Genomic DNA, 26,472 nt, shown 5'->3' with positions numbered 1-26,472 from the left:
GACGGTCAGCGGCTGTCGGAGGTCTCACGGGCGGCCAGGAGCGCCAGGGTCCGGCGGCAGATCTTTCCGGTGGGGCCGAGGGGCATCTCCCGGACGCGCAGGAGGAGTTCGGGGAGCTTTCGGCGTTCGAGGCCGCGCTGGGACTCCAGGAACGCCGTGAGGTCCCGCAGGTCCGGTGGGGGGACGCCCGGCTTCTGGCGGACGCAGGCGCACAGGCGCTCCCCCAGTTCCGGGTCGGGCACGCCGACGCAGGCCACCTCGGCCACGGCCGTGTGCGCGCTGAGTTCGCGTTCCACCTCGGCCGGGCTGATGTTGTAGCCGCCGCGGACGACGATCTGCTTGATGCGGCCCAGTACGTGGAGCCGGCCGTGCTCGTCCAGGAGCCCGCGGTCGCCGGTGCGGACCCAGCCGGTCGAGGTGCGGTACCGGGCGTCGAGGCCGGGGTCGGCCACGTAGCACAGCGGGGTCATCGGGCCTCTGGCGCAGATCTCCCCGGGCTGCCCGGCCGGCACGAGGGCACCGGTGTCTTCGATGACGCGGATCCGCGCCACGGCCGGGTCGGGAAGCCCGGTGCCGGTCTCGGGGTGGAGCCCGGTGGCGGCGGTGTGGCAGTTGGCGCCGTCGGCCGACCCGTACACGGTGATGACGGGGCGGCCGAACCGGTCGCGGCACGCCTCGGCGATGGCGTCCGGCAGGGCCGCGCCGCTGGAGACGACGGCCCGCAGGCCGGTGAAGTCCTCGCGGTGTGCGGGCGGTTGCTCGGCGATGCGGTGGAGCATGGTGGGCACGCCGAAGACGTGCGTGGGCCGGTGCTCGACGATCATGCGGAGCGCCGCGGCCGGGTCGAAGGACTCCTGCACCAGCAGGGTGCCGCCGAGCGCGGCGAGCGTGACGGACGTACCGCAGGAACCGAAGGAGGAGGCCAGCGGGACGAGCACGAGATTGCGCATCGGGCCGTCCCCGTCGTGCAGGGCGCGGACGTAGCCGGCCCGGCCGCCGGCCAGCGCGTTGTGGGAGTAGGCGACCATCTTGGGTTCGGCCTCGGAACCGGAGGAGACCAGGATCCGGGCGGGCGCCTCAGGGTCGACGGGGCGGGGAACGAAGGGCCGCCGGGCGGGCGCCGCGAGGGACTGCGCGGCGCCCTGGCCCTCTCCGAAGGTGAACACCGCTTCCAGATGAGGGAGATGGGCGTGTGACACCGCGTCGGAGGGATCGCCGAGGATGACCGCGCGGGCGCGGGCGCGTGCGAGCAGGCTCACCGGGCCCCGGCTGCCGTGCCCCGGTGGATAGGGCAGGGCGACCGCGCCGAGGGCCGCGACGGCGAGTTCCGCGGCCACCGCGTCGCGCCCGTTCGGCACCCGTACGGCGACGATGTCCCGTTCGTCCAGGCCGTGTTCGGCGAGCCGGGCGGCGATGTGGCGTACCCGGGCGTCGAGCCCGGCGTAGTCCAGCGCGCCCGCCGAGTCGATGACGGCCGTCCGGCCGGGGTGACGCCGTACGTGTGCGGAGAAGAGCGTGTACAGGTCGCGGTCGGGGCAGTGGCCCCGCGCGACCCAGGCGCGCCGCGCCCGGGCCGGCACCAGGTCGCGGATCTCGACGCCGGCGTTCGATGTCCAGCGGGCCCTCATGAGAACTCCCAGGGTGCGAGGGGGGCGGCGTACTCCCCGACGGCCAGCGCCGGAGCGAACCGCGGGTCGCGGGCCAGGTCGGCGAGGCTGGTGCACACCGGTGTGGCGGGCACGCCCGCTGCCGCCAGGCCGGGCAGCCAGGCCGCGGTGGGCAGTGTCCGGGCCCGGGCGGCGATCACTTCCGCGCCCGCCCGGGTGCCGAGGCCGAGGGCCCGGGCGAGGCGGTGCGGCTCGCGGGCCTGCGGTCCCAGCGAGAGGTAGCCGTCCCGGGTGCGCAGGAGACGGTCCGTCGCTGCGGGCCGTCGCCGCCCGCGGGGGACGAGGGCGGCGGCGGAGTACAGGGAGGAGTCCACCCGGCCGCCCCGTCCGGTGCGGAGCCGGGCCAGCAGCGCCGCCAGGATCCCCTGCGCGCAGACCAGCCCGCCGAGGACGTCGGTGAGCGTCATCAGGGAGGGTGCGGGTGCCTCGTGCGCGGGCCGGACGGCGGCGGCGAGGCCGCTGTGCGCCTGGACCAGGTAGTCGGTGCCCACCGGCGGTGCCGGCCCCAGGACGTCGCCCCAGCCGGACGCCCACGCGTACACCAGTCCGGGGCGCGCCGCACGCAGGTCCTCGGCGTCCAGCCCGAGCCGGGCCGCCTTGCCCGGCGCCCAGTTGTGCAGGAAGACGTCGGCCCCGGCCACGAGCTCGCGGACCGCCCGCCGCCCCGCCGGCGTGGTGAAGTCGATCTCCTGGACGGTCTTTCCGGCGTTGAGGGCGCTGAAGCGGGCCGAACACGCCCCCGCTACGGGAGGGATACCGCGCATCGGGTCGCCGCCCGGAGGTTCGATCCGTACGACGTCGGCGCCCAGGAGCCGCAGGATGTGACCGGCCATGGGCCCCTGGACGCGGCGCGCCGACTCGACGACCCGGAGGCCCGCGAGGGGTGCCCCGGCCGTGCGGAGGGCGTCGCCGGTACGGGTACGCCCGCTCGTGGTACCGCCCGGTTCGGGGAACGGCGTGAGGGTCCAGGGCGGCGTCGCCGTCGGCGGGAGGGGATCGTCCCGTACGGGCAGGACGGCGGCTCCCGACCGGTCCGCCGCCGCCCGGACGGCCGCGAAGGTGGCGCGGCGCGCGGTGGCGGCCAGGCCGGGGGGCAGCGGGCAGGTGGCGGTGGCGAACCGCTGCTGGAACGGCCGCCAGCCGCAGCCGGTCTCGGCACGGTCCGCGCCGAGCCGCTGCCAGAAGTCCAGCCACCGGTCGGCGTCGAGGGCTTCGAGTTCAAAACGGACGCCGTCGGCGGAGACGAACAAGCCCTCTGCTTCCGTGCCGGTGATGCCCGCCGGACTCCCGTCCTCCGGGTCGTCGCCGTCGGCGGTCGCGGCCGCGAGGTACTGGGCGAGGGCCAGCAGCGCGGCCTGGCTCACCGAGGTCCGTACCTGCCTGACGTCCGCGCCCGCGGCCCGCGCGAGGAGGGCCGCGCAGACTCCCTGGGCCGCGAGGACGCCCGCCACCGTGGAGGCGTAGTCGACGGCGAGCGGGACGGGGTGCCCGGCCGCCCGGCCGTGGACGTGCATGATCCCGCAGGCCGCTTGGACGGCACGCTCGTCGGCCAGGGGGACCAGCAGCGGGCCCTGCCAGTCGATGTCCCAGCGGACGGTGGCGGTGGCGGGCTCGTCCACCAGGGCGAGCAGGTGTGCCGCGACCCGAGTGGCCACCGGCGTCGCGGCCCCGGCGCGCGGCGCGCAGAGCGTCATCGGGCGCCGTCCCGCGCGCCGGGCCGCCGGCCGTGGACCGAGTAGATGACGCTGGACGCGGCGCAGAACGACGGGTCCCGCATCAGCGCGCGCACGTCCGCCAGTTGGGCCTCGGTCATGCCCGCGGCGAGGAGCCCGTCCCGCAGGTGGTAGGTGTGGTTGAGCTGCATCAGCAGCCCCGGTGAGCCCGCGGTGCGCAGTTCGATGCGGGGCCGGGGGTCGATGTCGACGAGCCCCGCCGCCCGCATGGCGGCCGGTGCGTGCCGGGCCCAGTGGGGGTCTCCGCCGCCGGCCCGCAGGACGGCGCACTTGGCGTCGAGGAAGGCCGCGTAGAGCCGCGCGGACTCCTCGTCCGGGGTGAGCAGGGGCGGTTCGTAGGAGGCGTCGAACTCCTCGATGTGCAGCCACCCTCCGGGTGTGAGGGCGCGCACGAGCTTGTCGAGGACGGCGAGCCGTTCGGGCAGGTGCTGGAGGACGAGGCGGGCGACGACGAGGTCGAAGGCCGCCTCGGGGAGCGGATCGGTCACCACGTCGTGCTCGACGACGGTCAGGCACGGCCCTTCCGGGATGTGCTGCGGCTTGACGTCGGTGGCCATCACCTCGCCGGCCGGAGCGACGCGTTCGGCGAGCCACCGGGCCACGGTCCCGCTCCCGGAGCCGATGTCCAGGCACCGCCAGCCGGTGGTGACGCCGGTCTCGGCGAGCCTGTCGAAGGTCATGGCGTCGTAGGCGTCGGTGAGGCAGCGGTGCAGTTCGCCGCTGTGCGCGCTGTCGTTGTCGAAGGCGTATCCCGGGGCCCGGCCCAGGCTCTCGCGCATGTGTCTCCCCCTGTGCCGTATCAGGCACTTGTCCGTCTCAGACGCTTGTCCGCGCGCTGGTCCGTCTCAGGCGCTTGTCCGTCTCAGGTCCAGCGGCCGGAGCCGTAGGTGTCGCTGCGGCCGGTGAGGCGGTGCAGCAGCTCCCTGCGCCGCACCTTGCCGGTGCCGGTGCGCGGCACCTGGTCCCAGGTGAGTGCGACCGGTTCCCGCAGGGGCGGCAGGTCCCGCACCGCTTCCTTCCAGCGGGCCCGGTCCATCGCGCCGTCGGCGGTGACCACGACCGGCAGCGGGTCCCGGCCCGGCTCGGCCAGGACGACGCACTCCAGGGCCTGCGGCAGCCGGGTCTCCAGGAGGTCCTCGGTGCGCAGGCAGCTGAGCTGCGGGGTGCGGTCCACCTCGCGGTCGAGCAGGTCGATGCTTCCGTCGCGGTTGCGGGCGCCGATGTCGCCGGTGTTCCACCAGCTGCCGTGCCGCTTGGCCGACCAGCGGTCCTCCTCGCCGACGTAACCGAGGGCGCAGGCGGCGGTCCTGGCCAGGACGAGGCCCGCCTGCCCGCGCGGCAGGGGCCGGAGGGTGTCGGGGTCGACGACCCGCAGCCGCGTCTTGCCGGGTACCGGGCGTCCGAGGTTGCGGGTGCCGGAGCCTTCCGAGGCCCGGTGGACGGAGTTCCGGGTGTGGAAGCGGAAGGTCAGCGGTCCCGTCTCGGTCTGTCCCCACCCCTCCACCCACAGGGGGCTGCGATGCCGGCTCGCCCTGAGGTAGGCGCGGACGGTGGGCGGATGCATGGCGTCATACGTGCTGATGACCAGGCGGAGGCGCCGGAACGGGTTGTCCAGCCCTTCGGTGAGCGGCTGGAAGCGGACGAACGAGGCGGGCAGCGCTTCCAGGACGGTCGGCGGATGGGCGCGCAGCACGGGGTCGGCGAGGTTCGGGTCCTGCGTGGTGATGATGGAGATCGCGGCGGGGCCCATGCACAGGGCGCTCGCGGTCCAGCAGAACGTCCGGCCGTGGGCGAACGCGCTGGCGTTGACCAGGGTGTCGCCGCGGCGCAGTCCGATCCGCGGCAGCCGCACGCTCTCGAACCTGGCCAGCTTGCGGACGATCGTACGGGTCGAGTGCACCACCAGTTTGGGCACTCCGGTGGTGCCCGAGGTGTGGTGGACGACCAAGGGTTCGTCGTCGTGCCGGCGGTGGGGTCCGGGGGCGGTGTGTCCGCGTACGTCGTCGATGCCGAGCGTCCCGGGCACGGCAGCGTCCAGCACCAGCGTCGCGCGCGCGGCGGCGGCCAGGTCGGTGCCCTCCCGCCGGCCGCGTTCCAGCACCTGTGCCGTCGTGACCAGCAGGGCGGGGCCGAGGCGGGCCAGAAGCGTGCCCAGCACCTCGCCGGACAGGTGCGCGGAGAGTTGCGCGGGGACGGCGCCGACGCGCACGGCGGCGCAGGCCAGCAGGTCGTAGTCCCAGTGGTTGTCCTTGACGATCGCCACCCGGTCCCCGGGGCCGGCTCCGGCGGCGGTCAGCCAGCCGGCCGCCTCCCGTACGAGCGTGGCGAGTTGGGGGAGCGTGTAGTGGGTCCGGGCGCCGGTGTCGATGTCGAAGGGCCGGTCGAGGTGGACCTGCGTGTGGACCCGGTGTTCGGCGCACTCGTCGAAGAGGACGCCCATGTCGTGCGGTTTCACGAGACGTTCTCCTCGGTGGGGCGAGTGGCCGGGCGGGTTCGTGCGGCGGGTCTGGGTGGTCGCAGCCGGCTGAGGACCCGTGAGGCCGCGAGGGCGCCCGAGCGCACGGCGCCCTCGCTGGCCGGCCGCAGCATCACCCAGTCGCCGGCGTACTCCACCGGCCGTGCGGGGCGGGCCATGAACCGCGCGCGCCGGCGCAGGGCGTCGGGGGTCGCCTCGGGCAGGCCGTGGGTGAAGGCGTGCACGAAGTGACGTGTGGCGGCCGTCTCCAGACCGGGGACGTACCGGCCGGCCGCCCGCACGAGCCGGTCGACCGTCTGCCGCTCCGGCGCGTTCAGCAGGTCGGGGATGCGGCGGGCGTCGGCCATCAGGGTCAGCAGTCCCCTGCCCGCGGGGGCCCGGCCGGGGTGCTTGGCGTGGTCGACGATGATCGCGGAGAGCACGTCGTCCTCCGCGTCCGGTGTCAGCAGGACGTACAGCGGCTTGCGGGACTCGGGGGCGAGCGGCCGGTCCAGCAGGCAGCTGACCTTGAGCGAGGGGGTGAAGGTGCAGGCCGACAGGAACGGAAGCTCGTCGGCGGGGGCGTTGGCGTGCAGGCGCGCGGCGACCGGTGCGGGCACGCAGAGGACCGCCGAGCGGGCCGTGACGGTGTCGTCCCCGACGCGCAGCCGCACGGAGCCCTCCTCGGTGACGACCTCGTGCACGGCCGTGCCGGTGACCACGTCGAGTCCCTCGGCCAGCCGCCGGGCGAGCAGGTCCATGCCGTCGCGGTACGTCCGCCAGCCGGCGGCCGGCCCCACCGCCAGCAGCAGGCTCAGCATGGGCGCCGCCGCGGAGCGTGCCGTGTCCCAGCCGAAGAAGCTGCCGGCGACGGGCTGGAGCAGGTAGTCGTGGACGTCGCTGTGGTACCGGCGCGCGAACTCCCGGACCGTCAGGGCCCGTGCCGGGGTCCGTTCGGGGTGGTCGGCGTCGAAGTCGCGGCGGTGCGCGCCCGTCCAGGCCAGGAGCCGGGCGAGGTCGAACCGGGCGCGGGGCGAGAGTCCGGCCCCGGTGAGCACCGCGGAGGGGTCCGCCACGCCGGGGTGGGCCCGTCCGCCGCGCCACACTCCGACCGACTTGCCGATGCGCGGCACGTCGTGGTCCGGGACGCCCAGCCGCGCGAGCAGTTCCCAGGTCGCGCGGTAGCCCTGCTCCGAGATCTGCTCGGCGCCCTCGTCGATGGTGTAGCCGTCCTGCCGGAAGCTGTGCATCCGGCCGCCGACGTGGTCCTGTTCCTCGAAGACCCGCACCTGGAGGCCCGCGCGCCGCAGTTCGTGCGCGGTGGTCAGTCCGGCCATGCCCGCGCCGACCACGGCCACGTCGAGATCGGGGCTCATCCGGCGGCCCCGGCACCGACGATCAGGTTCGCGGTGATCAGCAGCACCGTGCTGACCCGGTGCGCGGGGAACCCGAGCTTGCGGGCGCGCATGATGTCCCCCTGGCGGAAGCCGGTGAGGTACTGCCGGACGCGCAGCACGGTGACGGGCAGCATCAGCAGGACGAACCACCACGGGGCGATCCCGACGGCGGAGGCGACCGCGCCGATCAGGAACTCGGCGGCGGACAGGGCGCCGATGAAGACGGCGTTGCCCTTCGGCGAGACCAGGCACGCCACGGTCGGCCGCCCGACGGCCCGGTCCCCCGGGATGTCGTTGGTGTTGGAGTACACGCCGAACAGCAGAGGTCCGAAGCCGAACAGCACCCCCTGCACCATCACGAATCCGGAGAAGTGGCCGGCCGCCAGCCCGTACGCCCCCATCACGAGCGCCGCGCCCAGGCCCGCGATGAAGATCTCCTGGAAGCCGTGGTAGCTGATCTTCAGCCCGTAGGAGTACTGCACGGAGACCACGAACAGCACCACGACCAGCACCACGGTCCAGGTGGGCCGGTAGGGGGCGGTCGACACGGCGGCGGCCCACAGCACGGCGCCGGCCGCGGCGGTGCCCCAGCCGAAAACGAGTGCCTCGCGCAGGGTCAGGGTCCCCGCGACGAGCGGCTTGCGGAGTTTGTTGCGCAGGGGGTCGTCCGGGCCGTAGTTGGCGGCGTCGCTGCCGTCGCGGTAGCCGGTCACGTCGTCGAGGGCGACCATCGCCACGATCACGAACACCGCGCCGAGGAGGAACAGGGCGAGCGTCACGACCGTCGCGGCCGGCAGGTCGGAGACGGGCAGCAGCACCGCGGACAGCGCCACGGCGACGCTCGGGTAGTAGTCGTAGACGTCGAGTTTGCCCAGCCGGGCGTAGCTGCGCAGCTTGCTCTCGGGACGTGCGATGCCGGACGTGATCGGTCCGGCCTCGGTGCGGCTGGTCAACTGTTCCGCTCCTTCGAGTGTGCGTAGGCGCAGACCGTGTCCGCGATGTGTTCCACCTGGGCGTCGGTCAGGCGCGGGTGGACGGGGATGGCCAGTTGGCGCCGGGCGGCGCTCTCCGCGTGCGGCCAGCCGCGGCCCGCGGGCGCGAACCGGGTGAAGGCGGACTGGCGCGGCAACGGGAGGGGGTAGTAGACGTGGCTCTCGACGCCCCGGTCGGCCAGGTACCGCTTCAGCTCGTCCCGCTCCTCGGCGAGCAGCGAGTACACGTAGTAGCAGCGGCCGTTCCGGCCGGGCGGAGGGGGCAGCACACCGCGCTCGCGCAGCGGCGTGAAGCGCTCGGTGTAGTAGTCGGCGATGCGGGCCCGGCGCTCCAGCCGGGCGGGGAGGCCGGGCAGACGGTGGAGCTGGAAGGCCGCGAGGACCTCGTCGAAGCGGCTGTTGTAGCCGGTGCGCGGGTAGACGAACCGCTCGCTCTGCCCGTGGTTGCGCAACGACCGGACAGCACGGCCGAGTTCGGGGTCCATGGTGACGACGGCGCCGCCCTCGCCGGCTGTTCCGAAGGTCTTGACCTGGACGAAGGAGAACACCCCGGCCTCTCCCCAGGTGCCGGCGGGGCGGCCGTCGAGGACACCGCCCTGGGCGACCGCCGAGTCCTCGACCAGGCGCACGCCGTGCCGCCGGGCGATCTCGCGCATGCGGGGCATGTCGGCCATCACCGAGAACATGTGCGCCGGCATGACGGCCCGGGTCCGGTCGCTGATCGCCCGTTCCACCTCGTCGGGGTCGGCCACCATCGTCCACGGGTCGATGTCCGCGAACACCGGCGTCGCCCGCAGTCCGGCCACGGTGTTGGCGAGCGGGGCGCAGCCGTAGGCCGGTACGACGACCTCGTCACCGGGCCCGATGCCCAGGGCGTGCAGGACGAGGGTCAGCGCGGAGGTGCCGCTGGAGCAGGCCACCACGTCGGCGGCGCCGAGCGAGGCGCGCAGGGCTTCCTCGAAGCGGGCGGTGTGCTCGCCGAGGAGGAACCTCTGCTCCGGCGCGGTGCCGATGGCGTGGACGAGGTCCAGCAGCACCTGCCGGTCGTCCTCGAAGAGGTCGGGGGGAAAGAAGGGGATCGTCACGCCGGCCTCCCCGTCGCGAAACGGCGGACGAGGTCGCACACCCGGTCGACGTCGTCGAGGCTCATGTCGGGGTACAGCGGCAGGGCGATCGTGCGCTCGCAGGCCGCCTCGGCGTGCGGGAAGTCGCCCCGGCGGTGCCCCAGAGACGCGAAGCACTCCTGGAGGTGCAGCGGGGCCGGGTAGTACGTCTCGGTGCCCACGCCGTGCGCGGCCAGGTACGCGGCCAGCTCGTCACGCAGCTCGGCCTCGACGAGGTAGACGTAGAAGACGGGGTTGGTCCGTGCGGTGCGGGGCACCACCGTGGGCAGCCGCAGCACGCCGGGCGTGCCGGCCAGCCGTTCGGTGTAGGCGGCGGCGAGCCGGGCCCTGCGGGCTATGTCCTCGTGCAGCCGCGTGAGTTTGGCGAGCAGGACGGCGGCCTGGATGTCGTCCATCTTGCTGTTGACACCGTTGACGGTGGTCTCGTTGCTGATGCCCGGGAAGTGGGCCAGCGTACGGCCGTAGCGCCCGTGGTGGCGCAACGCCCCGGCGGTCTCGGCGAGTCGGGGATCGTCGGTGAGGATCGCCCCGGCGTCCCCGAGGGCACCGAGCGTCTTGGTGGGGAAGAACGAGAGCACACCGCCGGCTCCCAGCAGCCCGGCGTGTACGCCGTTCCACCGCATGCCGATGGCCTCCGCGCTGTCCTCCACCACCGTCAGCCGGTGCCGGCGCGCGACGTCGAGCAGCGCGTCCATGTCCGCCATCTGGCAGAACAGGTGGACGGGCATGATCATGCGGGTGCGCGGGGTGACCGCGTCGGCCGCGGACTTGGGATCGAGCGTGTAGGTGACGGGGTCGATGTCGGCGAAGACCGGTCGGCCGCCCGCCAGCACGACGGCGGAGGCCGAGGCCACGAAGGTGAACGCGGGGACGATGACCTCGTCGCCGGGCTGCAGCCCGCAGGCGCGCAGCAGCAGTACCAGGGCGTCGGTGCCGCTGTTCACGCCCACCGCGTAGCGTGCGCCGGTCCATCTAGCGAGGGCCTCCTCGAACCGGGCGACCTGCCGGCCGTGCGAGAACTTGCCGTCGTCGAAGACCTCGGCCAGCCGGGACCGGATGTCCGGCCAGAGGGCTTCGAAGGTCCGGGCCTGGGTGAAGAAGGGCACCGACCCCGAAGCGCCGGCCGCGGTGCCGGCCGCAGGGCCGATCGCTGGGCCGGCCGCGCCACCGGTCGCCCTGCCGTGCCTGCCGTTCCTCGGTCCGGAGAATGCGTCGCGCATGGTTCCTCTCGTGGCGGTGGTGACGGAGGCGGGCCGGGCCGTCGGCAGGAAGGGGGCCGGTGCGCGCCTACGGCGGCGCTCCCCGGTGGGGCCGGGGGCGCCGGACGCATGAGCGGGTGACCGGGTGGGTCCCGGACGGTCAGAGGAGGGCGAACTCCAGCTCGCCGGAGTGGTAGCGGTGTACCGCCTCGACGAGCTCCTCGACCGACAGCTGACCGTCGCCGTCGGTGTCGATCTGACCGAACGCCGTGTCCGCGGTGGTCTCGTCACTGCCGACGGCCTGCATCCAGCGCTGGAACTCCGCAGGGCTGATCTGGCCGTCGCCGTCGGTGTCGCACAGGTTCGCGATCGCGCTGATCGTCGGGCGCAGCACCTGGTCGAAGCCGGCCTGCCCGCGTTCGAGCACCTGCTTCTGGGCCACCTCCGCGAACTCGCCGAAGCCCAGCGCTCCGTCCGGGCCGATTCCCGCCTGCCCGGCCACGTACTCCCACATACCGAGGTACGCCTCGGTGAGAGCCCGGCCCTTCGGGGAACTCTCGCTTTCCCCGAACGAGGCCAGGATGCGCTGCGCCTCCTCGGCCCAGTCACTGCGGTCGACGGTGCCGTCGCCGTTCTTGTCCCACATATCGAAACGGCGACGCAGCCGCTCTTCCTGTACGGAAGTCGTCATGCTTCTTCCTTTCTTTTTTCTTCTGTGAACCCGCGGTTCAGATACTTACCGGGGCAGGCCCCGCCAACCCACTCGTACGAGTGAGAATGGCAATTCATCCTGTTTCTCGATCCCGCCGGCTCAACAGCAGGACCCATCCCGAAACAACGATCGGGGCCACCTGTGAGACGAGCTGCCCGACCACGTCCGCGGTGTCGAAGCGCCCGAGATGCGCGACGTGGAAAATCAGGTGCGGAATCGTGAAGCCGAGGCATCCGAAGGCCGCCGCCCGCACCAGGCGCCGCTCGGGGACGACAGCGGCCGCAATCAGGACCGCCGTCAGGCCGAGCGACAGGGCGCCGAGATCGCGCACCAGGTGTTCGTTGTACGGCGGGAATCTGGCGACCCACCCGAGGCCCGGGAAAGGGAACTCGCCGTAGAAGGACCGCGGCGCGAACAGCGCCCACAGCCCGGGCAGTCCCTGCCCCAGGGCGAGCAGCACCAGGGCGGCACGCACGAGGAGGAGTCCGGTCGCCGGCGGGCCCGCCGTATCGGCCGGTCGACGGGTCTCGCGAGGCTCGGCGGGCCGTGACCCGTCCCCCGGTCCCGCGCGACCCGGCAGGGTCCGCGGGCATGGGGCCGCTCGGAGCGTCTCGCGCCCGGAGCGGCCCCGGCCGGCCTGCGGCTCAGACACCCAGCAGCGGGGCGTCGAGCTCGCCCGCGTGGTACTTGCCCACCGCGGCCACGAGTTCCTCGACGGACAGCTGCCCGTTTCCGTTGGTGTCCACCTGGCGGAACACCTTGTCGGCGTCTACCCGGTCGTTGCCGATGGCGGCGAGCCACTTCCGGAACTCCGCCGGATCGACCTGCCCGTCGCCGTCGACGTCGCAGAGGTCGACCATCGCGCGGATGCTGGGCCGGAGCACGGTGCTGAAGCCGGCCGCGCCCCGGCTCAGCATCTGGGTGCCGGCGATGTCGACGAACTGCTCGAGCGTCAGGGACTGGTCGGCGCCGAGGCCGGCCTGTTCCATCATGTAGTCCCACATGTGCGGGTAGGCGTGCAGCAGTGCCTGGGCCTTGGGTGAGCCTTCCGGCTCGCCGAAGGCCTCGACGATGCGCCGGGCCTCGGCCACCAGGTCGCCGCGTTGGATCAGTCCGTCCCCGTCGGTGTCGTACAGCCCGAAGCGCTGCTGAAGACGCTCGACCTGGGCAGTCTTGTTGGACATCTCACTCCTTGTCGTCGGAAAGCTGCGGCGAAAACCGGCAGTCTCGCACCCAAACCAAGGGAGAATGAAAAACCCGAGCACAGGTCCGGGCGATCAACCGCCCCATGCAAGACGAAATTCCAACGCCTCGCTGCAAGCTACATGAGTACTGGCAGCCGTCGAGACCTGTCAATGGAACGCGAGAACGTCGAAACCGCAGAAACATTTTTCCCGGAAGGCCGGCCTCCTCCTCACGGCCGATTGTTTTCGCCCGCAGGTTCGGCTGTACCGACAGAATCGCCCCACCTGCCCAGCCGGACGGACATCACCGCCGCTCTCGACGTTCATTTCAGCCATCTTCCCGTCGACCGCGGAAGTGGCGAGACCAAAGGCGGAGAAGGCCACCATCGGATACGATGCGTCGAGGCCGCGCCAACGCAACCCGCGCCCCATTCGCCGCACATTTCACAAGAACTGCCATACGCGTTTCCTGGGGCGATGGAATGGGTAGGCACATCGTTTTCAAAATACCCGAGCTTGAATCAATACTCGAATATGACTTTCTGAAAAGATGCACAAAGGGGGGTCGAGACGTGCTGTGCACGTTGATCGTCGGCTTGGGCCGCGCCGGCCTGGGACTGCATGTGCCCGTGCTGTTGCGTGCGCGCTCCCAGGCCCTCGGAGCATTCGCTGATCACCCGATCGTGGGCGTGGACCCCGGGAACGCCTCCCCGGCCGGGCGGGGGGACCTGCTGATCGCCGATTCCCTGCGCCAGGCGTGCGATCTGCTGGACCCGGCGCGGACGGTCGTCCACCTGTGCACCCCGCCCGCCGTGCGCGTCGAGGTGCTCCGCGAGGTCGCCGCGCTCGGGTTCTCGCGGATCCTGACGGAGAAACCGCTGGCCGGTGACCGGGAGGCCCTCCGGAGCCTGCTGCGTCTCGCGCGGGAACACGAGCTGCGCCTGTCGGTGGTGGCGCCCTGGCTGCACAGCGCGCTGACCCAGCGTCTGGTCCAACTGTTGGGTGACCGGAGGCTCGGCGGGGTGCGTTCGGTGTCCGTCACCCAGCACAAGCCACGGTTCCGGCGCTCCCTCGGCAGCAGCAGCCACACCTCCGCCTTCGACGTGGAGGCACCGCACGCGGTGGGCGTCCTCCTGCGCCTCCTGGGCGACGCGCAGGTGTACCGCGCCACCGGCGCCGACCTGCGGGTGGGGCCGGTGACCGTGCCGCGCATGGGCAGCGCGCACCTCGAACTGCGGCACGCGGGCGGGATCCGCAGCGAGGTGCTGTCCGACCTGTCCGCACCGGTGCGCCAGCGGCGGATCGCCCTCGACATGGCGGACGGCAGGGTCGTCGGGCACTACGCGGTCGGCCAGGACGACGACTTCGCCCAGTTGGAGATCACGCGTGACGGCCACACCACGCGTGAGGTCTTCCCCGACGACTCCCTCACGGCATGCCTGACGCGGGCCTACCGCGGCTTCGCCGAGGGCGGGGCCCCCGACGGCCTCGGAGCCGACGACCTCGGCCTGCACGTGCGCACGGTCGAACTGCTCGACGAGGCGAAGCGGCTGGCCGCCGGCGAGCAGGCCGCCGTACCCCCCACCGGTGGCACGACCCGCCGCAAGGAGGCGATCACCCATGGGCGTTGACCACCCCTCCGGAGGGAACGGCCGGCGGCCCCCGTCCGGCCTGCCCGGGAGCGACCGCGCCGGACACGCGGCTCCCGGCATCCGCTTCGCCGGCATCGGGGACGAGGCCGCGGCGGATCTCGCCGGGCAACTGGACGCACTGCGCCAACTCGGCTGGGGTGCCATCGAGTTGCGCAACGTCGACGGCGTCGCGGTCGCCGACCTGGACGACCGGGCCTTCGCCGGCCTGGCCGACCGGATCGCGGCAGCAGGACTCGACGTCGTCTGCGTCGACTCCCGGATAGCCAACTGGAGCCGTCCGGTCACCGGCCGCTTCGAGGACGACGAGGCGGAGCTGCGGGTGCTGGCCCGGCGCTGCGCCGCCCTGGGCACCCGCTACGTCCGGGTGATGTCCTACCCCAACGCCGGTCTGGACGAGGAGGAGTGGGGCAAGCGGGTGCTGGCCCGGATGACCCTGCTGGTCCGGCAGGCGGAGCAGCACGGGCTGGTGCTGCTGCACGAGAACTGCACCGGCTGGGCCGGCGCCCGGGCCGACCGGATGCTTCAACTCCTGGACCGGGCCGGCGGTCCCGCGCTGCGGCTGCTGTTCGACATCGGCAACGGCGTGCCCTACGGCTACGACGCCCGCGCGCTGCTGGGCGACATCATCGGCCATGTCGCCCACGTGCACGTCAAGGACGCCCGCACCGGACCGGGCGGCCAGGTCACCTACACGCTGCCCGGGGACGGGGAGTCCGGTGTGCGCTCCTGCCTCAGGGCCCTCCTGGACCACGGCTACACCGGGGCGTGGTCGATCGAACCGCACACCCACCTGCGGCCGCACCAGGGCCACGACACCACCGACGCCGACGGTGTGGCGGCGTTCGTCCGCTACGGCCGGCACCTGGAGCGGCTCGTACGGCAGGACATCCGGCCTGCCCGCACCCCCCTCGCCGGCGGGGGGCGGCATGGCTGACCTCCCCGCCCGGCGCCCTGCCGGGTCGATCGCCCTGTCGCCTCCCGCACGGCTGACACCGGCCGACCACGAGCTGCTGCTCGGCCTGCTCGACATCCCCACGGCCGGGCCGCTGGAGACGGGCGACGGCGGCCCGGCCGTGGCCCTGTGGGAGGCCGGGCGTACCTATGCGACGGCCGCGGCGAAGCTCGGCCTGCGGGTGCTGCGCCACGCCCCGGCGGAACCGGGCGTGCTGTGCCGGGACGACGTACCGCTGACGGTCCGGGAGGCGGCGCGGGACGAGACGTTCCTGGCCCGCCAGCCCAGCCTGGTGCTGAGCCTCGGTCCGCGGCTCCCGCGGCGGGACACGGTGATGTTCAACGTCCACCTGGACACCGTGGCCGGGTGGTGGCCGGCCCACTTCGACGGACGGCGCTTCACCGGCCGGGGAGCGATCGACGCCAAGGGCCCCGCCGTCGCCCTGCTCGCCGGCATCCGGGCGGCCCGGGCCGCGGAACCGGACCTGGGCCGGCGGGTCGGCGTGCTCGTCCAAGCCGTCGCCGGTGAAGAAGGCGGCGCCATGGGGACGTTCGGCACCAGGCCGCTGGTGGAGGCCGGGTTCACCGGCGGTCTGAACATGTTCTGCGAACCCACCGGTCACCGCTTCCTGCCCCGGTCGACGGCGTCCATGACGGCCGTCGTACGCGTCGCGGGCGAGGACGCCGTGGACGATCGCCCCGAGGCCGGGCACAACGCGACCGTGCTGCTGGGGCACATCGCCCACCACCTGGCCCGCGCCCTGCCACCGCGGATCCGGGACGGCAGGGTGTGCGTGGCGGGCCTGCACACCGGCGAGCGGCACAACCGGGTCTACGGCACCGGCCGGCTGCTGCTCAACGTCTCCTACGGTTCCCGGGCGGCCGGCGAAGCCGCCGAAGCCGCGCTGCGGGAAGCACTGGACGAGGCGCTCGCCGCCTTCTCCGCCGGGGCGGCCGGCACCCGGGACCTGGCCAGGACGGCCGCCGACGCGGCCCGCATCACGTCCCTGCACTGGTGCAAGCGCGGCCTGCCCGCCCTGGACGGCCGAGGCCGCGCGCCGTGGGCCGAGGAACTGCTGGAACGGCATGCGGGCCTGGTGCGCTGGCCCGACGAGGAACCGGCCTTCACCTGCGACGCGATCTGGATGGCGGAGGTCTCCGACGCCTACACGGCGGTCTTCGGCCCCGGCGATCTGGACACCAACCGCGCGCACGCCGCCGGTGAGTACGCCGACCTGGCCGACCTGGACCGGTACGCCGACGAGATCGCCCGCCTGCTCGTCGCCCGCGTCCGCCACCCGCCGCCCGGCGGCGCTGCCACCGAAGAACCCCACGCTCACCAGGCTGCCGCGCCCGGCGCGGCCGAGGACAGGATCTCCGCCCGATGACCTCGACGGCTTCCAGCACCTCCCCCACCTCCACCACCCCGAAGACCACTACCACCGCGGCGGACGGGCCGCCTCGCTCCGGCCCGCGTGTCGTGCCGCCCCGGGCCCCCGGCGACGCCGGGGTGCGGGTGCCGTACCGGGACCTCCTCGCCTTCGTGGCCGACGTCCTCGTCGCCCGGGGACTGCCCGAGGACCGCGCGGGAACCGCCGCCGAGGCACTGTGCCACGGCGACCTGACCGGCTTCACCAGTCACGGCGTCACCAACCTCACCCGGCTCTATCTGCCGCTGCTCGACTCGGGCCGGTGCGACCCCCGGGCGGAGCCGCGGATCGTCGCCGACCACGGTGCCTCCGTTCTCCTCGACGCCCGTCGGGCGCTCGGGCTGTGGGCCGCCGCCGAGGCCATGGAGCTGGCGGTCGAGCGCGCCCGCGAGTACGGGGTCGGCATGGTCTCGGTACGGGGCGCCACGCACTTCGGCTGCGCGGGCCACCACGCCCTGCGCGCGGTCCGGCACCACATGGTGGGCCTGGTCACCGCCAACTGCGGCCGGCAGCGGATCGTCCGCCCCGTCGGCGGACGGTCCCCCATGCTCGGCACCAACCCGCTCGCGCTGGCCGCCCCGGCCGGAGACCGGCCGCCGTTCGTCCTGGACATGGCCACCACGGTGGCTCCCACCGGCAGGATCCGGGCCGCGGCACGCGCCGGGCGGAGCGTGCCCGAGGGCTGGCTGCACGACGAGGACGGCGCCCCGGTGACCGACCCGGCCGCCTTCGACCGCGGCGAGGCGCACCTGAGCTGGCTCGGCGGCGCCCCCGACACCGGTGCCTACAAGGGCTTCGGGCTGGGCCTGCTGGTGGAGGTGCTGTCCGCGCTCGTGCCCGGGGCCGGACTCGGCCCGTCGGACGCCGTGCCGCAGGGGGCTGAGGCGGGGGGCCCTGACGACGACATCGGCTGCTTCCTGCTCGCCGTCGCCCCCGGGCGGCTCCGGTCCGAGGAGGAGTTCCTCACCGACGCGGCCGGCCTGTTCGGTGCCCTGCTCGGCTGTCCGCCGGTGCGGGCGGACGAGCCGGTGCGCTACCCCGGCTGGCCGGAGGACGCCCGCTGCCGCGACCGGCGCGCCCACGGCGTGCCGCTCGGAGCGGCCCTGCACGAGGAGATGCTCGGCCTGGCCCGGAGCAGCGGTCTTCGCTTCCCGGCACCGTGCGCACCCGCGCCCGAGGCGGGGAGCCCGGCATGACGGCCCCCCGTATCCCCCGTATCCCCGGTGTTCCTCGCACTCCTCGCATCGGCCTGATCGGCCTCGGCGTCATCTCCCGCTTCTACCTGGCCGCTCTCGAACGCGAGTCCTGCGCGCGCCTGGTGGCGGTGTGCGACCTGGACGGGAAGCGGCTCGCGGCCGCCCCGGCACATGTACGGCGCTACCGCGACCACCGTGAGCTGCTGCGGGCCGCGGACCTGGACGCCGTGGTGGTCAACGTGCCCAACGACCTGCACTACCCGGTGTGCGGGGACGCGTTGGCGGCGGGACGCGCGGTGTGCGTGGAGAAGCCGCTCGCCACGCGGCCGGAGGACGGCCACCACCTCGTGCGGCTCTCCCGGCAGCACGGTGCCGTGCTGTTCACGTCCTTCCACCGCCGCTACAACAGCGAGGTGCGCGCGCTGCGCCGGCGCATCGCCTCCGGCGCGCCGATCGCCTCGCTGACGGTGCGCTACGAGGAGACGATCGAGGAACACGCCGGTCAGGACCGCTGGTATCTCGACCCGGAGCGCTGCGGGGGCGGCTGTGTCGCCGACAACGGCCCCAACGCGTTCGACCTGGTGCGCCTGTTCCTCGGCGAGGTCCGGGTGACCGAGGCGACCGTGCGCCGCGACGCGCGGGGCGTCGACCGGCAGGCGCGGGTGCTGCTGCGCGCCCCGTCCGGAGCGGAGGCGCGCGTGGTGCTCGACTGGTCCCGTCCCGGCGAGCGCAAGACGGTCGAGGTGCGACTCGCCGACGGGACCGTGGATCGTGCCGACATGCTCGCGGGCCACCAGGAGTTCAAGGGATCCCTGTGGCACGAGTACGTCGGCGTGCTGCGGGACTTCACCGACGTCCTGTCCGGCCGCCGCGCGAACGACCCCGACGGCCTGGCCGCCCTGGAACTGGTGGCGGCCGCCTACGCGTACGAACGGGCCGGCCGGCCCGGCCCCCGACAGGAGGTGCCCCACCCATGACCCCGGGCGAGGACGGTGCCAAGCGCACCGTGTACGGGCAGCTGGTGAAGGTGCTCACCCACCGGCGTGACGACCGCGGCATGACCCTGGAGGGGTTCGCGAGCCGGTGCGTCCGCCGTGGGGAGGTGCATGAGCTGGTGACGACCGACCACACGGAGACCGCTGCCGGCGCCCGGATCGACCGGGTCGGCTTTCTGGGCTTCGTGGAGATCGGGTGCGCCGGTGTCATCGACCGGGGCGACGAGGTCTGGGCGGGCGGGAACCGGGTCGGGAGGGTCCTGGGCTTCGATGCCTGTCACTTCCCGAACCACTACAACATCCTCATCGCGGTGCCCGAACCGCTCACCGGTCCCCGGCTCGGTCTCGCACCCGAGATCGAGGTCAGGTTCGAACAGCGGGAGCGTCCATGACCCCTCGTATCAACCTCGCCGAACTGGAACCCGCCGCCTACCAGGCCATGTTGGGGCTGGAGCAGTACCTCGCGTCGAGCCCGCTGCCGGCGCCGCTCCGTGAGCTGGTCAAGCTGCGGGCCAGTCAGCTCAACGGCTGTGCGTTCTGCGTGGAGCTGCACCGTCAGCAGGCCAGGGACGGCGGCGAGTCCGACGAACGGCTGCTCTCCCTGATGAGCTGGCGCACGTCCCCCTGCTTCGGCAGGGCCGAACGTGCCGCGCTCGCCCTGACCGACGCCGCGACCCGCCTCGGCACGGAGGGCGTGCCCGATGCCGTGTGGAACGACGCCGCCGCCCACTACGACGACCGGCAACTGGCGGCGCTCGTCATGACGGTCGCCACCGTCAACGCCTGGAACCGGATCGCCATCAGCACCCGTCTGGCGGCGGTGTGATCGCCCGGTTTCAGGAACCTGCCGTGCCGGGCCGCCCGTTCGGGCCGCTGAGGGGGAGCCCCGCCAGCAGCGCCCGTCGGCTGGCCCTGACGTGCTCGCGCATCACCTGCTCGGCGCTGTCGCCGTCCTTCTCCAGGATCAGCTCCAGGACGAGATGGTGCTCGCGGTCCGACTGCAGGGGGCGGCCCGGCTGGCTCAGCGACGTGTTGACCAGCCGGGAGTAGGCCAGCTGATTCATCAGCATCCGGTAGTGGGATTCCAGCTTGCTGTTGTCGGCACCGGCGATGAGCAGGTCGTGGAACTCCTGGACCAGCTCCGCGTACCGCTCCCGGTCGTCCCGCTCCACCGCTTCGTCGGCCTCGCGCAGATTCCGTTCGAGCAGGTCGATCTCCGCGACGCGGCCGCGCCGGGCGAGGAGGCGGGCCGCCGCGCCCTCGAGGAGCTCCTTCATCTCGAAGAGCTCCGTGATCTCGCGGCGGGAGGGGGTGGTGACGAACGTCCCGACGCGCGGCCGGATCTCGACCAGGCCCTCGGTCTGAAGCTGCTTGAGGGCTTCGCGCACCGGCGTGCGGCTGACTCCGAACTCCTCCGCGAGGGCGAGCTCCGAGAGCGGCGCGCCGGGATCGATGTCTCCCTTGATGATCCGCCGGCGCATCTCGGCGATCACCCGGGCCTGCACCGAGCCGTTCTTCGGTTCGCTCTTCGCGCGATTCACCGACCCCTCCTCCGTCTCCCGAGCCACCCGCCCGTCATGCCAGCGGCGCGAGCGCGCCACCGTCGAAGAACTTACCCGCGCTGTAGACCATCGGAGGGCGCTCGGCGACGGCGGCGTGCACCACGCGGCAGATGAACACGGTGTGGGTGCTGGCCTGGAGCCGCTCGCGGATCTCGGTCTCCATCTGCGCGCTGCTCCGGGCGATGAGCGGGCTGCCGTACGGGCCGCTCTCCCATGCGACGTCCTTGAACTTGTCGTCGGCCTTGCTCGCGAACGTACGGACGACGTCGAGTTGGTCCGTGGACAGGATGTTGATCGCGAGGTGGTCCGCCCGGAACAGGCAGGCGTGGGTGGACGAGGTGCGCTGGACGCACACCATGACGGTGGCGGGGTCGAGCGAGATGCTCGAGAACGCGTTGACGGCCAGTCCCCTGGGCGTCTGCCCGTCCATCGCGGTCACGACCGTCACACCGGTGACGAACTGGCGGTTGACCTGCTTCATCACGTCGAGGTCGGGCTGGGAGGCAAGCGGGGTCATGGAGATGCTCCTGGTCATCGTGATCGTCAGTCCTGTCCCACCCGGATGACGCCCAGCGCCGAGAGCAGCGCCCGGGGGTCCCATGTCACGTGCTCCTCGGCGATCCGGTCGCCCTCGAACCGGGCGAACGTGGCGCCGCTGACCTCGACGTGCCGGTCGGTGGGAGGGACGCCGAGGAACGAGTTCGCATGGGTTCCGCTGCTGTGCCAGCGGATCGCGGCCCGGTCGCCGTCGATGAGGATGTCGTCGATGGTCGTGACGAGGTCCGGGAAGGCCGCGCGGGTCGTGGTGATCGCGGCCTTGAAGGCGTTCAGGTCCTGGGGGTGCGGGTCCTGGCCGTGGCGGAGGTAGGCCGGGCTCAGGAGTGCGTCGAGGGCGTCGACGTCGCCCTGGCCCCAGGCCGCGGCCCACACCTTCTCGATGAGCCCGCGGCGGGCGTCAGTGTGCGGCATCGGTCTTCTCCTTTCGGTCCGCGCACAGTTCCTTCCAGAAGGACACCGCCAGACCGGCGATGATCACGAGGAACGGCAGGGACGTCACGATGACGGTGTTCTGCAGGGCGTTGAGTCCGCCGGCGAGCATGAGGACGACCGCGGTGACACCGGTGAGGACGCCCCAGAGGACGAGCACCGAGCGGCGCGGGGTGAGCGATCCGTCCGAGGTCATCATGGACAGCACGTAGGTGTTGGCGTCCGCGCCGGAGACGAAGAACATCACGACCAGGATGATCGCGATCGCCGAGGTGAGCGCGGCGAGCGGGAAGTGGTCGAGGGTCGCGAAGAACGCGCTGTTGATGTCGGCCGCGGTCTGCTTGGCGATGTCGCCGCCCTGGAACATGTCGATGTGGATCGCGGTGCCGCCGAAGACCGTGAACCAGGTGAAGAACACCACGCTGGGGACGACGAGGACGCCCATGATGAAGCCGCGGATGGTGCGGCCCCGGGAGATGCGGGCCAGGAAGACGCCGACGAAGGCGCCCCAGGAGACCCACCAGGCCATCATGAAGTAGGTCCACCACTGCATCCATTCGAGCCCGCCGAACGCGGTGCCCTGGAGGCTCATCCGGAAGAAGTCGGTGGCCCATTGGCCCACTGACTCGATGTACAGGTTGGCGAGGAACACGGTCGGGCCGACGACCAGCATGAAGACGAACAGCGCGATCGCCAGCAGCGAACTGCCCTGGCTCAGCAGCTTGATGCCCTTGCTGACGCCGGTCACCGCCGAGAGCGTGAAGATGGACGTGACGGCGGCGATGATGAGCACCTGGCTCACCGAGTTGACCGGCATCCCGAACAGTCGGCCCAGGCCGTTGTTGACCTGGAGGGCTCCCAGGCCGAGGGAGGTCGTGGTGCCGAAGAGCGTCGCGAACACGGCCAGCACGTCGATCGCCTTGCCGATGGGCCCGTTCACCCGGTCGCCGAGGAGCGGCGTGAACATCTGGCTCACCAGGGTCCGCCGGCCCTTGCGATGGGTCGAGTAGGCGATGGCCAGACCGAACACGGCGAAGATCGCCCAGGCCTGGAGCCCCCAGTCGAAGTAGGAGTACTGGAGGGCGCGGACGGCCGCCGCCGGCGTGTTCGGCTCGGCGAGACCGTGCGGCGGGGCCGCCAGGTGCGAGATCGGTTCGGCGACGCCGTAGGAGACCAGCCCGATGCCCATGACCGCGCTGAGGATCATGGCGAACCAGCTGAGCGTGGAGAACTCGGGACGGTCGCCGTCCTTGCCGAGGCGGATGTCGCCGGCGGGGCTGAACGCCAGGAACACCAGGAAGACGAGGATGCCGAGCGTGACCACCAGGTAGCTCCAGCCGAAGGTGGCCGTCACCCAGTTCAGGGAGGTGTTCGTGACCTTGTTCAGGTTGTCCGTGAAGAGCACCGCCCAGGCCACGAAGAGGGCGGAGACACCGAGCGAGGTCCAGAAGACGGAACCGAGCCTGCCGGCCCCGTCATGGCCTTCGACCGTGCCGTTGATGGTGTTTTCCTCACCGCTGCCCGATAGCGTCGCTTCCGCACTGGTTCGAAGGGGACTGGACATGTAACTCCTTAGAGTCCGCAGGGCCTGATGCACCCGCCCTGGCATGCAAGCAGCAGTAAGGCATGGCACAGATGGAGCGTCAAGGGTTCGGTCGCAGCGAATCACGTCCCGGCACGGAGTGCCACCGATAACAGCAGGTCAATTGCTTGAGACGGCCCCGCAGGGGAGCCTGGCGGGGACGCGGGGAAGCCCTTCCGTCCGACCCCTTGACCGTCACAAGCGGGGATGCCTATCGTCCTGTGCCATGCAAGAGCGAATGGATCACCCTGACGAGACCATCGGTCTCCGGAAGCTCGTGCTCTACCGCGATGTCGTCTTCACCGAGGCGGGCGAGGCACCCGCTCAGCCCGCGCGGCGAGCCAGCGTCGCCGCGGTCATACGCAACCCCTGGGTGGGCGCGGGCCCTTCGGCCGACCTGTCGCCGGAGCAGGCCCTCATCGCCCCGGTGCTCGCGAAGCTGCTGACCGACCGGCTCATCGCCGCCCTGGGCGGCGTGGACGCGATCGAGTCGTTCGGCAAGGCCGCGATCGTCGGTACGGCCGGCGAGATCGAGCACGCCGGGGCCCTCATCCACACCCCGTACTTCGGCAATCTGGTGCGGGAGTTCCTCCAGGGCGAGTCGATCATCTGCTTCGCCGACACCCGCGCCGAGGCCGGCGAGACGCTGGTCGTCCCGCTCTGGCACAAGACCCGGGCCTCGACGCGCAGTCACTACCAGACCATCAGCGCCCGCGTCCCGGACGCCCCGCGTGCGGACGAGATCGTCGTCATCGCCGCCGCGTCGACGGGGCCGCGCCCGCACCCCCGCATCGGGGACCGGACGACCGACCCCGTCGTCACCACCGAGAGCCTGGAGGTAGTTCCCTCATGAACGTCCGCAAGATCGTGACCGTCGTCGAGGAGATCCGCACCGAAGGCGGCCGCAGGGTCGATCCCCCGGCCCGCGTCGCCGTCGTCGCGGCGGTGATCGAGAACCCCTGGTCCGGTCAGGGCTTCGTGGAGGACCTCAACCCGGGCATCGACGCGCACGCCTCCGATCTCGGCGCGCTGCTGGCGCCGGCGGTGCTCGACGCCCTCGCGGAACCCGCCGAGGCCTACGGCAAGGCCGCCATCGTCGGCCTGGACGGGGAGATCGAGCACGGCTCGGCACTGATCCACACGCTCAAGTTCGGCGACCACTTCCGCAAGGCCGCGGACGCCACCACCCTGCTGCCCGCGGTCGAGAAGCGCGGGCCCGCCGGCATCGTCTTCGACATCCCGCTCAAGCACATCACCGACGCCACGATCCGTTCGCACCACCAGACCGTCGAGGTCCGGATCAGCGACGCCCCCCACCCGGACGAGATCGTCGTCGCCCTCGCCGCGGCCGCCCAGGGGCGCCCCCAGCAGCGCCTGGCACCGCTGTCGACCGAGCAGTAGGTGTCCATGAGCAAGCCCACCGTGGTGCTGCTGCACGGCGTCGGCCTCGACCACACCATGTGGGAGCCCGCCGCCGCGCTGCTGGCCGACCGCTTCACCGTGCTCACCCCCGACCTGCCGGGCCATGGCTCGCGCCCGCCGGTGAGGGACGGGGTGACCCTCGCGGACCTGGCCGACGGGGTGGCCGACGAGATTCCGGCGGGTTCGCACCTGGTCGGTTTCTCGCTGGGTGCGCTGGTCGCCCAGCATGTGGCGCTGCACCGCCCGGAGCTGGTGGCCACGCTCACCTCGGTCAGCTCGGTGTGCGCGCGCACGGAGGAGGAGCGGGCCTCCGTACTCGGCCGGCTGCGCGCCGCGGAGGCCGACTTCCCGGCGAGTGCGGCCGCGTCCCTCAAGCGCTGGTACGCCGGCACCGGCGTCGCCCCCGACCGGGTGGCCCGCACCGAGGCCACGCTGCTCGCCAACGACGTCGGGTCCTTCCTCGGCTGCTACCGCGTGTTCGCCACGGCGGACGCCGAACTCGCGCCGGACCTGGGGCGGATCGCCGTACGCGCACTGGCGGTGACGGGCGAGAACGATCCCGGGTCCACCCCCGAGATGACCCACCGGCTCGCCGCGGCGCTCCCCGACTGCCGTGCGGTGGTCGTCCCCGGGGCGCGTCACATGCTGCCCGTCGAGCGCCCCGAGGCGTTCGCCGACTCCCTCACCACCTTCATCGGAGCGTGCGCACATGTCTGAACCCACCGCGCTGCGGCACTTCATCGGCGGGACGTGGGTCGAGCCCGCGTCGGGCGCGTACTTCGAGAGCACCAACCCGGCCACGCGCGAGGTCCTCTACCGGGCGGCGCGCGGGAACGCCGCCGACATCGAGCGAGCCGTGTCCGCCGCGCGGGAGGCCTTCGAGGACCCGCGCTGGCGCGACCTCAGCCAGACCCGCCGCGGACACCTGCTGCGCCGCCTCGGGGACCTGATCGCGGAGAACGCCGAGGACCTGGCCCGCATGGAGACGCGGGACAACGGCAAGCTGCTGCGCGAGATGCGCGGGCAGCTGGCGGTCCTGCCCGAGTACTTCCACTACTACGCCGGACTGGCCGACAAGATCCACGGCGACTTCATCCCCACCTCCGACCGGCAGGTACTCAACTACACGGCCCGGGAGCCTCTCGGCGTGGTCGGCGCGATCACCCCCTGGAACTCTCCGCTGACGCTGACCAGCAGCAAGCTGGCGCCCGCGCTCTGCGCCGGCAACACCGTCGTGGTCAAACCCTCGGAACACACCTCGGCCACGGTGCTCAGGCTCGCCGAGCTGGCGCTCCAGGCGGGGTTCCCGCCGGGCGCGGTGAACGTCGTCACCGGGTTCGGCGCCGAGGCCGGGCAGGCCCTGGTCGACCACCGCGGCCTCGCGAAGATCTCCTTCACGGGCAGCACCGCCACCGGGGCGCGTATCGCCGCCGCGACCGCGAGCCGGTTCGTCGGCTCCACGCTCGAACTCGGCGGCAAGTCGCCCAACATCGTCTTCGAGGACGCGAACCTCCCGAACGCCGCGATGGGCGTCGTCGCCGGCATCTTCGCCGCCGCCGGACAGACCTGCATCGCCGGCAGCCGGGTGTTCGCCCACCGGTCCGTCTACGACGAACTCCTCGACCGCGTCTGCGAACGCGCCAGGACCATCCGCATCGGCGACCCCCTGGACGAGAAGACCGAACTCGGCCCGCTGGCCTTCGAAGGCCAGCGCGACAAGGTCGCCGGGTATGTCGACCTCGGACGCGGCGAAGGCGCCCGGGTACTGACCGGCGGGCGAGCCACCGACGGGGGCCTCGGCGGCTGGTTCTACGAGCCGACCGTCCTCGTGGACGTGGACAACGGCATGCGTGTCGTACGCGAGGAGATCTTCGGCCCCGTCCTGGCGGTCATGCCGTTCGACACCGAGGACGAGGTCGTACGCCTGGCGAACGACACCGACTACGGGCTCGCGGCCGGTGTCTGGACGACGAACCTCGCCCGGGCGCACCGGATGGCGGCCCGCCTGGACGCCGGCACCGTGTGGGTCAACACCTACCGGGCCATGTCCCCGATGTCACCGCGCCAGGGGTTCAAGGCGAGCGGTACGGGCGTCGAGCACGGCACCGAGGCGATCAAGGAGTACACCCGGCTGAAGAGCGTCTGGATCAACACGAGCGAGGAGCCCGTGGCCGACCCGTTCACGATGCGGAGCTGACATGCCACGGGTCTCCGCGGGCCGTACCCCACCAG

General features: G+C 72.6%; 26 protein-coding genes. 11 read left to right on the top strand and 15 right to left on the bottom strand.

Features of this window, described 5'->3' with window-relative positions; translation table 11 throughout:
- Nucleotides 1–5: 5 nt before the first annotated feature.
- From IE255_RS16725 to IE255_RS16675, 11 genes are all read right to left on the bottom strand, one after another.
- Nucleotides 6–1,628 carry a class I adenylate-forming enzyme family protein gene (locus IE255_RS16725; protein WP_190051055.1) on the bottom strand — a complete coding sequence of 541 codons (1,623 nt, stop codon included), beginning with the start codon at nt 1,626–1,628 and terminating at the stop codon, nt 6–8.
- Nucleotides 1,625–3,361 (bottom strand): CaiB/BaiF CoA transferase family protein, encoded by a 1,737-nt coding sequence (locus tag IE255_RS16720; RefSeq protein WP_190051054.1) that lies wholly within the window; start codon nt 3,359–3,361, stop codon nt 1,625–1,627. The genes IE255_RS16725 and IE255_RS16720 overlap by 4 nt, the downstream gene beginning before the upstream one ends.
- Nucleotides 3,358–4,179, bottom strand: coding sequence for a methyltransferase domain-containing protein (locus IE255_RS16715; protein ID WP_190051053.1), 822 nt, complete (start codon nt 4,177–4,179; stop codon nt 3,358–3,360). The genes IE255_RS16720 and IE255_RS16715 overlap by 4 nt, the downstream gene beginning before the upstream one ends.
- An 83-nt stretch (nt 4,180–4,262) precedes the next feature.
- Nucleotides 4,263–5,840 carry an AMP-binding protein gene (locus IE255_RS16710; protein ID WP_190051370.1) on the bottom strand — a complete coding sequence of 526 codons (1,578 nt, stop codon included), beginning with the start codon at nt 5,838–5,840 and terminating at the stop codon, nt 4,263–4,265.
- A gap of 11 nt (nt 5,841–5,851) precedes the next feature.
- Nucleotides 5,852–7,231, bottom strand: a complete 1,380-nt coding sequence (locus IE255_RS16705; protein WP_190051052.1) for a protoporphyrinogen/coproporphyrinogen oxidase — start codon at nt 7,229–7,231, stop codon at nt 5,852–5,854.
- On the bottom strand, nt 7,228–8,205 hold the full coding sequence (locus IE255_RS16700) for a UbiA family prenyltransferase (RefSeq protein WP_190051051.1): 978 nt from the start codon (nt 8,203–8,205) through the stop codon (nt 7,228–7,230). Before IE255_RS16700 ends, IE255_RS16705 begins: the two co-directional genes overlap by 4 nt.
- On the bottom strand, nt 8,202–9,329 hold the full coding sequence (locus tag IE255_RS16695; RefSeq protein WP_190051050.1) for a DegT/DnrJ/EryC1/StrS family aminotransferase: 1,128 nt from the start codon (nt 9,327–9,329) through the stop codon (nt 8,202–8,204). Before IE255_RS16695 ends, IE255_RS16700 begins: the two co-directional genes overlap by 4 nt.
- The gene (locus IE255_RS16690; protein WP_190051049.1) at nt 9,326–10,588 is read right to left on the bottom strand and encodes a DegT/DnrJ/EryC1/StrS family aminotransferase; all 1,263 of its coding nucleotides are present in this window, start codon (nt 10,586–10,588) and stop codon (nt 9,326–9,328) included. The genes IE255_RS16695 and IE255_RS16690 overlap by 4 nt, the downstream gene beginning before the upstream one ends.
- Before the next feature lie 139 nt (nt 10,589–10,727).
- On the bottom strand, nt 10,728–11,258 hold the full coding sequence (locus IE255_RS16685) for an EF-hand domain-containing protein (protein ID WP_190051048.1): 531 nt from the start codon (nt 11,256–11,258) through the stop codon (nt 10,728–10,730).
- 94 nt (nt 11,259–11,352) lie between these two features.
- Nucleotides 11,353–11,754: a hypothetical protein gene (locus tag IE255_RS16680; RefSeq protein WP_190051047.1), complete on the bottom strand. Its 402-nt coding sequence runs from the start codon at nt 11,752–11,754 to the stop codon at nt 11,353–11,355.
- A gap of 169 nt (nt 11,755–11,923) precedes the next feature.
- Nucleotides 11,924–12,463 (bottom strand): EF-hand domain-containing protein, encoded by a 540-nt coding sequence (locus IE255_RS16675; RefSeq protein WP_190051046.1) that lies wholly within the window; start codon nt 12,461–12,463, stop codon nt 11,924–11,926.
- 572 nt (nt 12,464–13,035) lie between these two features.
- On the opposite strand from IE255_RS16675, the gene IE255_RS16670 reads away from it, so the two are divergent.
- From IE255_RS16670 to IE255_RS16640, 7 genes are read left to right on the top strand one after another with little or no spacing between them, the layout of a single operon-like run.
- On the top strand, nt 13,036–14,094 hold the full coding sequence (locus IE255_RS16670) for a Gfo/Idh/MocA family protein (protein WP_190051045.1): 1,059 nt from the start codon (nt 13,036–13,038) through the stop codon (nt 14,092–14,094).
- Nucleotides 14,084–15,049: a sugar phosphate isomerase/epimerase family protein gene (locus IE255_RS16665; RefSeq protein ID WP_190051044.1), complete on the top strand. Its 966-nt coding sequence runs from the start codon at nt 14,084–14,086 to the stop codon at nt 15,047–15,049. Before IE255_RS16670 ends, IE255_RS16665 begins: the two co-directional genes overlap by 11 nt.
- The gene (locus IE255_RS16660) at nt 15,042–16,454 is read left to right on the top strand and encodes a M20/M25/M40 family metallo-hydrolase (RefSeq protein ID WP_190051043.1); all 1,413 of its coding nucleotides are present in this window, start codon (nt 15,042–15,044) and stop codon (nt 16,452–16,454) included. Before IE255_RS16665 ends, IE255_RS16660 begins: the two co-directional genes overlap by 8 nt.
- On the top strand, nt 16,451–17,692 hold the full coding sequence (locus IE255_RS16655) for an Ldh family oxidoreductase (protein ID WP_190051042.1): 1,242 nt from the start codon (nt 16,451–16,453) through the stop codon (nt 17,690–17,692). The genes IE255_RS16660 and IE255_RS16655 overlap by 4 nt, the downstream gene beginning before the upstream one ends.
- Complete coding sequence (locus tag IE255_RS16650; protein WP_190051041.1) at nt 17,689–18,669, top strand: Gfo/Idh/MocA family protein; 981 nt, start codon at nt 17,689–17,691, stop codon at nt 18,667–18,669. Before IE255_RS16655 ends, IE255_RS16650 begins: the two co-directional genes overlap by 4 nt.
- A complete protein-coding gene (locus IE255_RS16645) occupies nt 18,666–19,079 on the top strand; it encodes a DUF6917 domain-containing protein (protein ID WP_190051040.1) in 414 nt (137 codons plus the stop codon). Before IE255_RS16650 ends, IE255_RS16645 begins: the two co-directional genes overlap by 4 nt.
- Nucleotides 19,076–19,513: a carboxymuconolactone decarboxylase family protein gene (locus tag IE255_RS16640; protein ID WP_190051039.1), complete on the top strand. Its 438-nt coding sequence runs from the start codon at nt 19,076–19,078 to the stop codon at nt 19,511–19,513. The genes IE255_RS16645 and IE255_RS16640 overlap by 4 nt, the downstream gene beginning before the upstream one ends.
- 10 nt (nt 19,514–19,523) lie before the next feature.
- Here the strand turns inward: IE255_RS16640 and IE255_RS16635 are convergent, their stop codons facing one another.
- Genes IE255_RS16635 through IE255_RS16620 form a run of 4 tightly spaced genes read right to left on the bottom strand, consistent with a single transcriptional unit; the run spans nt 19,524 to nt 22,800 of the window.
- A complete protein-coding gene (locus tag IE255_RS16635; protein WP_372487553.1) occupies nt 19,524–20,228 on the bottom strand; it encodes a GntR family transcriptional regulator in 705 nt (234 codons plus the stop codon).
- A 34-nt stretch (nt 20,229–20,262) separates the two neighbouring features.
- Complete coding sequence (locus IE255_RS16630) at nt 20,263–20,766, bottom strand: flavin reductase family protein (protein WP_190051038.1); 504 nt, start codon at nt 20,764–20,766, stop codon at nt 20,263–20,265.
- A gap of 26 nt (nt 20,767–20,792) precedes the next feature.
- Nucleotides 20,793–21,218, bottom strand: a complete 426-nt coding sequence (locus IE255_RS16625; RefSeq protein ID WP_190051037.1) for an ester cyclase — start codon at nt 21,216–21,218, stop codon at nt 20,793–20,795.
- On the bottom strand, nt 21,205–22,800 hold the full coding sequence (locus tag IE255_RS16620; RefSeq protein ID WP_190051036.1) for a BCCT family transporter: 1,596 nt from the start codon (nt 22,798–22,800) through the stop codon (nt 21,205–21,207). Before IE255_RS16620 ends, IE255_RS16625 begins: the two co-directional genes overlap by 14 nt.
- A 256-nt stretch (nt 22,801–23,056) precedes the next feature.
- Here IE255_RS16620 and IE255_RS16615 point away from each other — a divergent pair, with 256 nt between their 5' ends.
- The 4 genes from IE255_RS16615 to IE255_RS16600 are packed head-to-tail and all read left to right on the top strand — an operon-like array spanning nt 23,057 to nt 26,437.
- Nucleotides 23,057–23,671 carry an amino acid synthesis family protein gene (locus IE255_RS16615; RefSeq protein WP_229906442.1) on the top strand — a complete coding sequence of 205 codons (615 nt, stop codon included), beginning with the start codon at nt 23,057–23,059 and terminating at the stop codon, nt 23,669–23,671.
- Nucleotides 23,668–24,219 carry an amino acid synthesis family protein gene (locus IE255_RS16610; RefSeq protein WP_190051034.1) on the top strand — a complete coding sequence of 184 codons (552 nt, stop codon included), beginning with the start codon at nt 23,668–23,670 and terminating at the stop codon, nt 24,217–24,219. Before IE255_RS16615 ends, IE255_RS16610 begins: the two co-directional genes overlap by 4 nt.
- Nucleotides 24,220–24,225: 6 nt before the next feature.
- Complete coding sequence (locus IE255_RS16605; protein WP_190051033.1) at nt 24,226–24,957, top strand: alpha/beta fold hydrolase; 732 nt, start codon at nt 24,226–24,228, stop codon at nt 24,955–24,957.
- Complete coding sequence (locus tag IE255_RS16600) at nt 24,950–26,437, top strand: aldehyde dehydrogenase (protein WP_190051032.1); 1,488 nt, start codon at nt 24,950–24,952, stop codon at nt 26,435–26,437. Before IE255_RS16605 ends, IE255_RS16600 begins: the two co-directional genes overlap by 8 nt.
- Nucleotides 26,438–26,472: the final 35 nt, after the last annotated feature.

Origin of the sequence: Streptomyces lomondensis (assembly GCF_014651035.1) — a bacterium.
Lineage (GTDB): Bacteria > Actinomycetota > Actinomycetes > Streptomycetales > Streptomycetaceae > Streptomyces > Streptomyces lomondensis.
The sequence above is the reverse complement of the archived record's forward strand: the minus strand, read 5'-3'. Positions and strand labels throughout refer to the sequence as shown.

Bases quoted from the DNA above. Each gene is read 5' to 3' on its own strand.
- IE255_RS16690 (WP_190051049.1), bottom strand. From the start codon at position 10,588: ATGCGCGACGCATTCTCCGGACCGAGGAACGGCAGGCACGGCAGGGCG.
- IE255_RS16650 (WP_190051041.1), top strand. From the start codon at position 17,689: ATGACGGCCCCCCGTATCCCCCGTATCCCCGGTGTTCCTCGCACTCCT.
- IE255_RS16660 (WP_190051043.1), top strand. From the start codon at position 15,042: ATGGCTGACCTCCCCGCCCGGCGCCCTGCCGGGTCGATCGCCCTGTCG.
- IE255_RS16645 (WP_190051040.1), top strand. From the start codon at position 18,666: ATGACCCCGGGCGAGGACGGTGCCAAGCGCACCGTGTACGGGCAGCTG.
- IE255_RS16655 (WP_190051042.1), top strand. From the start codon at position 16,451: ATGACCTCGACGGCTTCCAGCACCTCCCCCACCTCCACCACCCCGAAG.
- IE255_RS16710 (WP_190051370.1), bottom strand. From the start codon at position 5,840: ATGGGCGTCCTCTTCGACGAGTGCGCCGAACACCGGGTCCACACGCAG.
- IE255_RS16665 (WP_190051044.1), top strand. From the start codon at position 14,084: ATGGGCGTTGACCACCCCTCCGGAGGGAACGGCCGGCGGCCCCCGTCC.
- IE255_RS16640 (WP_190051039.1), top strand. From the start codon at position 19,076: ATGACCCCTCGTATCAACCTCGCCGAACTGGAACCCGCCGCCTACCAG.
- IE255_RS16720 (WP_190051054.1), bottom strand. From the start codon at position 3,361: ATGACGCTCTGCGCGCCGCGCGCCGGGGCCGCGACGCCGGTGGCCACT.
- IE255_RS16610 (WP_190051034.1), top strand. From the start codon at position 23,668: ATGAACGTCCGCAAGATCGTGACCGTCGTCGAGGAGATCCGCACCGAA.
- IE255_RS16705 (WP_190051052.1), bottom strand. From the start codon at position 7,231: ATGAGCCCCGATCTCGACGTGGCCGTGGTCGGCGCGGGCATGGCCGGA.
- IE255_RS16625 (WP_190051037.1), bottom strand. From the start codon at position 21,218: ATGCCGCACACTGACGCCCGCCGCGGGCTCATCGAGAAGGTGTGGGCC.
- IE255_RS16725 (WP_190051055.1), bottom strand. From the start codon at position 1,628: ATGAGGGCCCGCTGGACATCGAACGCCGGCGTCGAGATCCGCGACCTG.
- IE255_RS16600 (WP_190051032.1), top strand. From the start codon at position 24,950: ATGTCTGAACCCACCGCGCTGCGGCACTTCATCGGCGGGACGTGGGTC.
- IE255_RS16615 (WP_229906442.1), top strand. From the start codon at position 23,057: ATGGATCACCCTGACGAGACCATCGGTCTCCGGAAGCTCGTGCTCTAC.
- IE255_RS16630 (WP_190051038.1), bottom strand. From the start codon at position 20,766: ATGACCCCGCTTGCCTCCCAGCCCGACCTCGACGTGATGAAGCAGGTC.
- IE255_RS16620 (WP_190051036.1), bottom strand. From the start codon at position 22,800: ATGTCCAGTCCCCTTCGAACCAGTGCGGAAGCGACGCTATCGGGCAGC.
- IE255_RS16715 (WP_190051053.1), bottom strand. From the start codon at position 4,179: ATGCGCGAGAGCCTGGGCCGGGCCCCGGGATACGCCTTCGACAACGAC.
- IE255_RS16675 (WP_190051046.1), bottom strand. From the start codon at position 12,463: ATGTCCAACAAGACTGCCCAGGTCGAGCGTCTTCAGCAGCGCTTCGGG.
- IE255_RS16685 (WP_190051048.1), bottom strand. From the start codon at position 11,258: ATGACGACTTCCGTACAGGAAGAGCGGCTGCGTCGCCGTTTCGATATG.
- IE255_RS16605 (WP_190051033.1), top strand. From the start codon at position 24,226: ATGAGCAAGCCCACCGTGGTGCTGCTGCACGGCGTCGGCCTCGACCAC.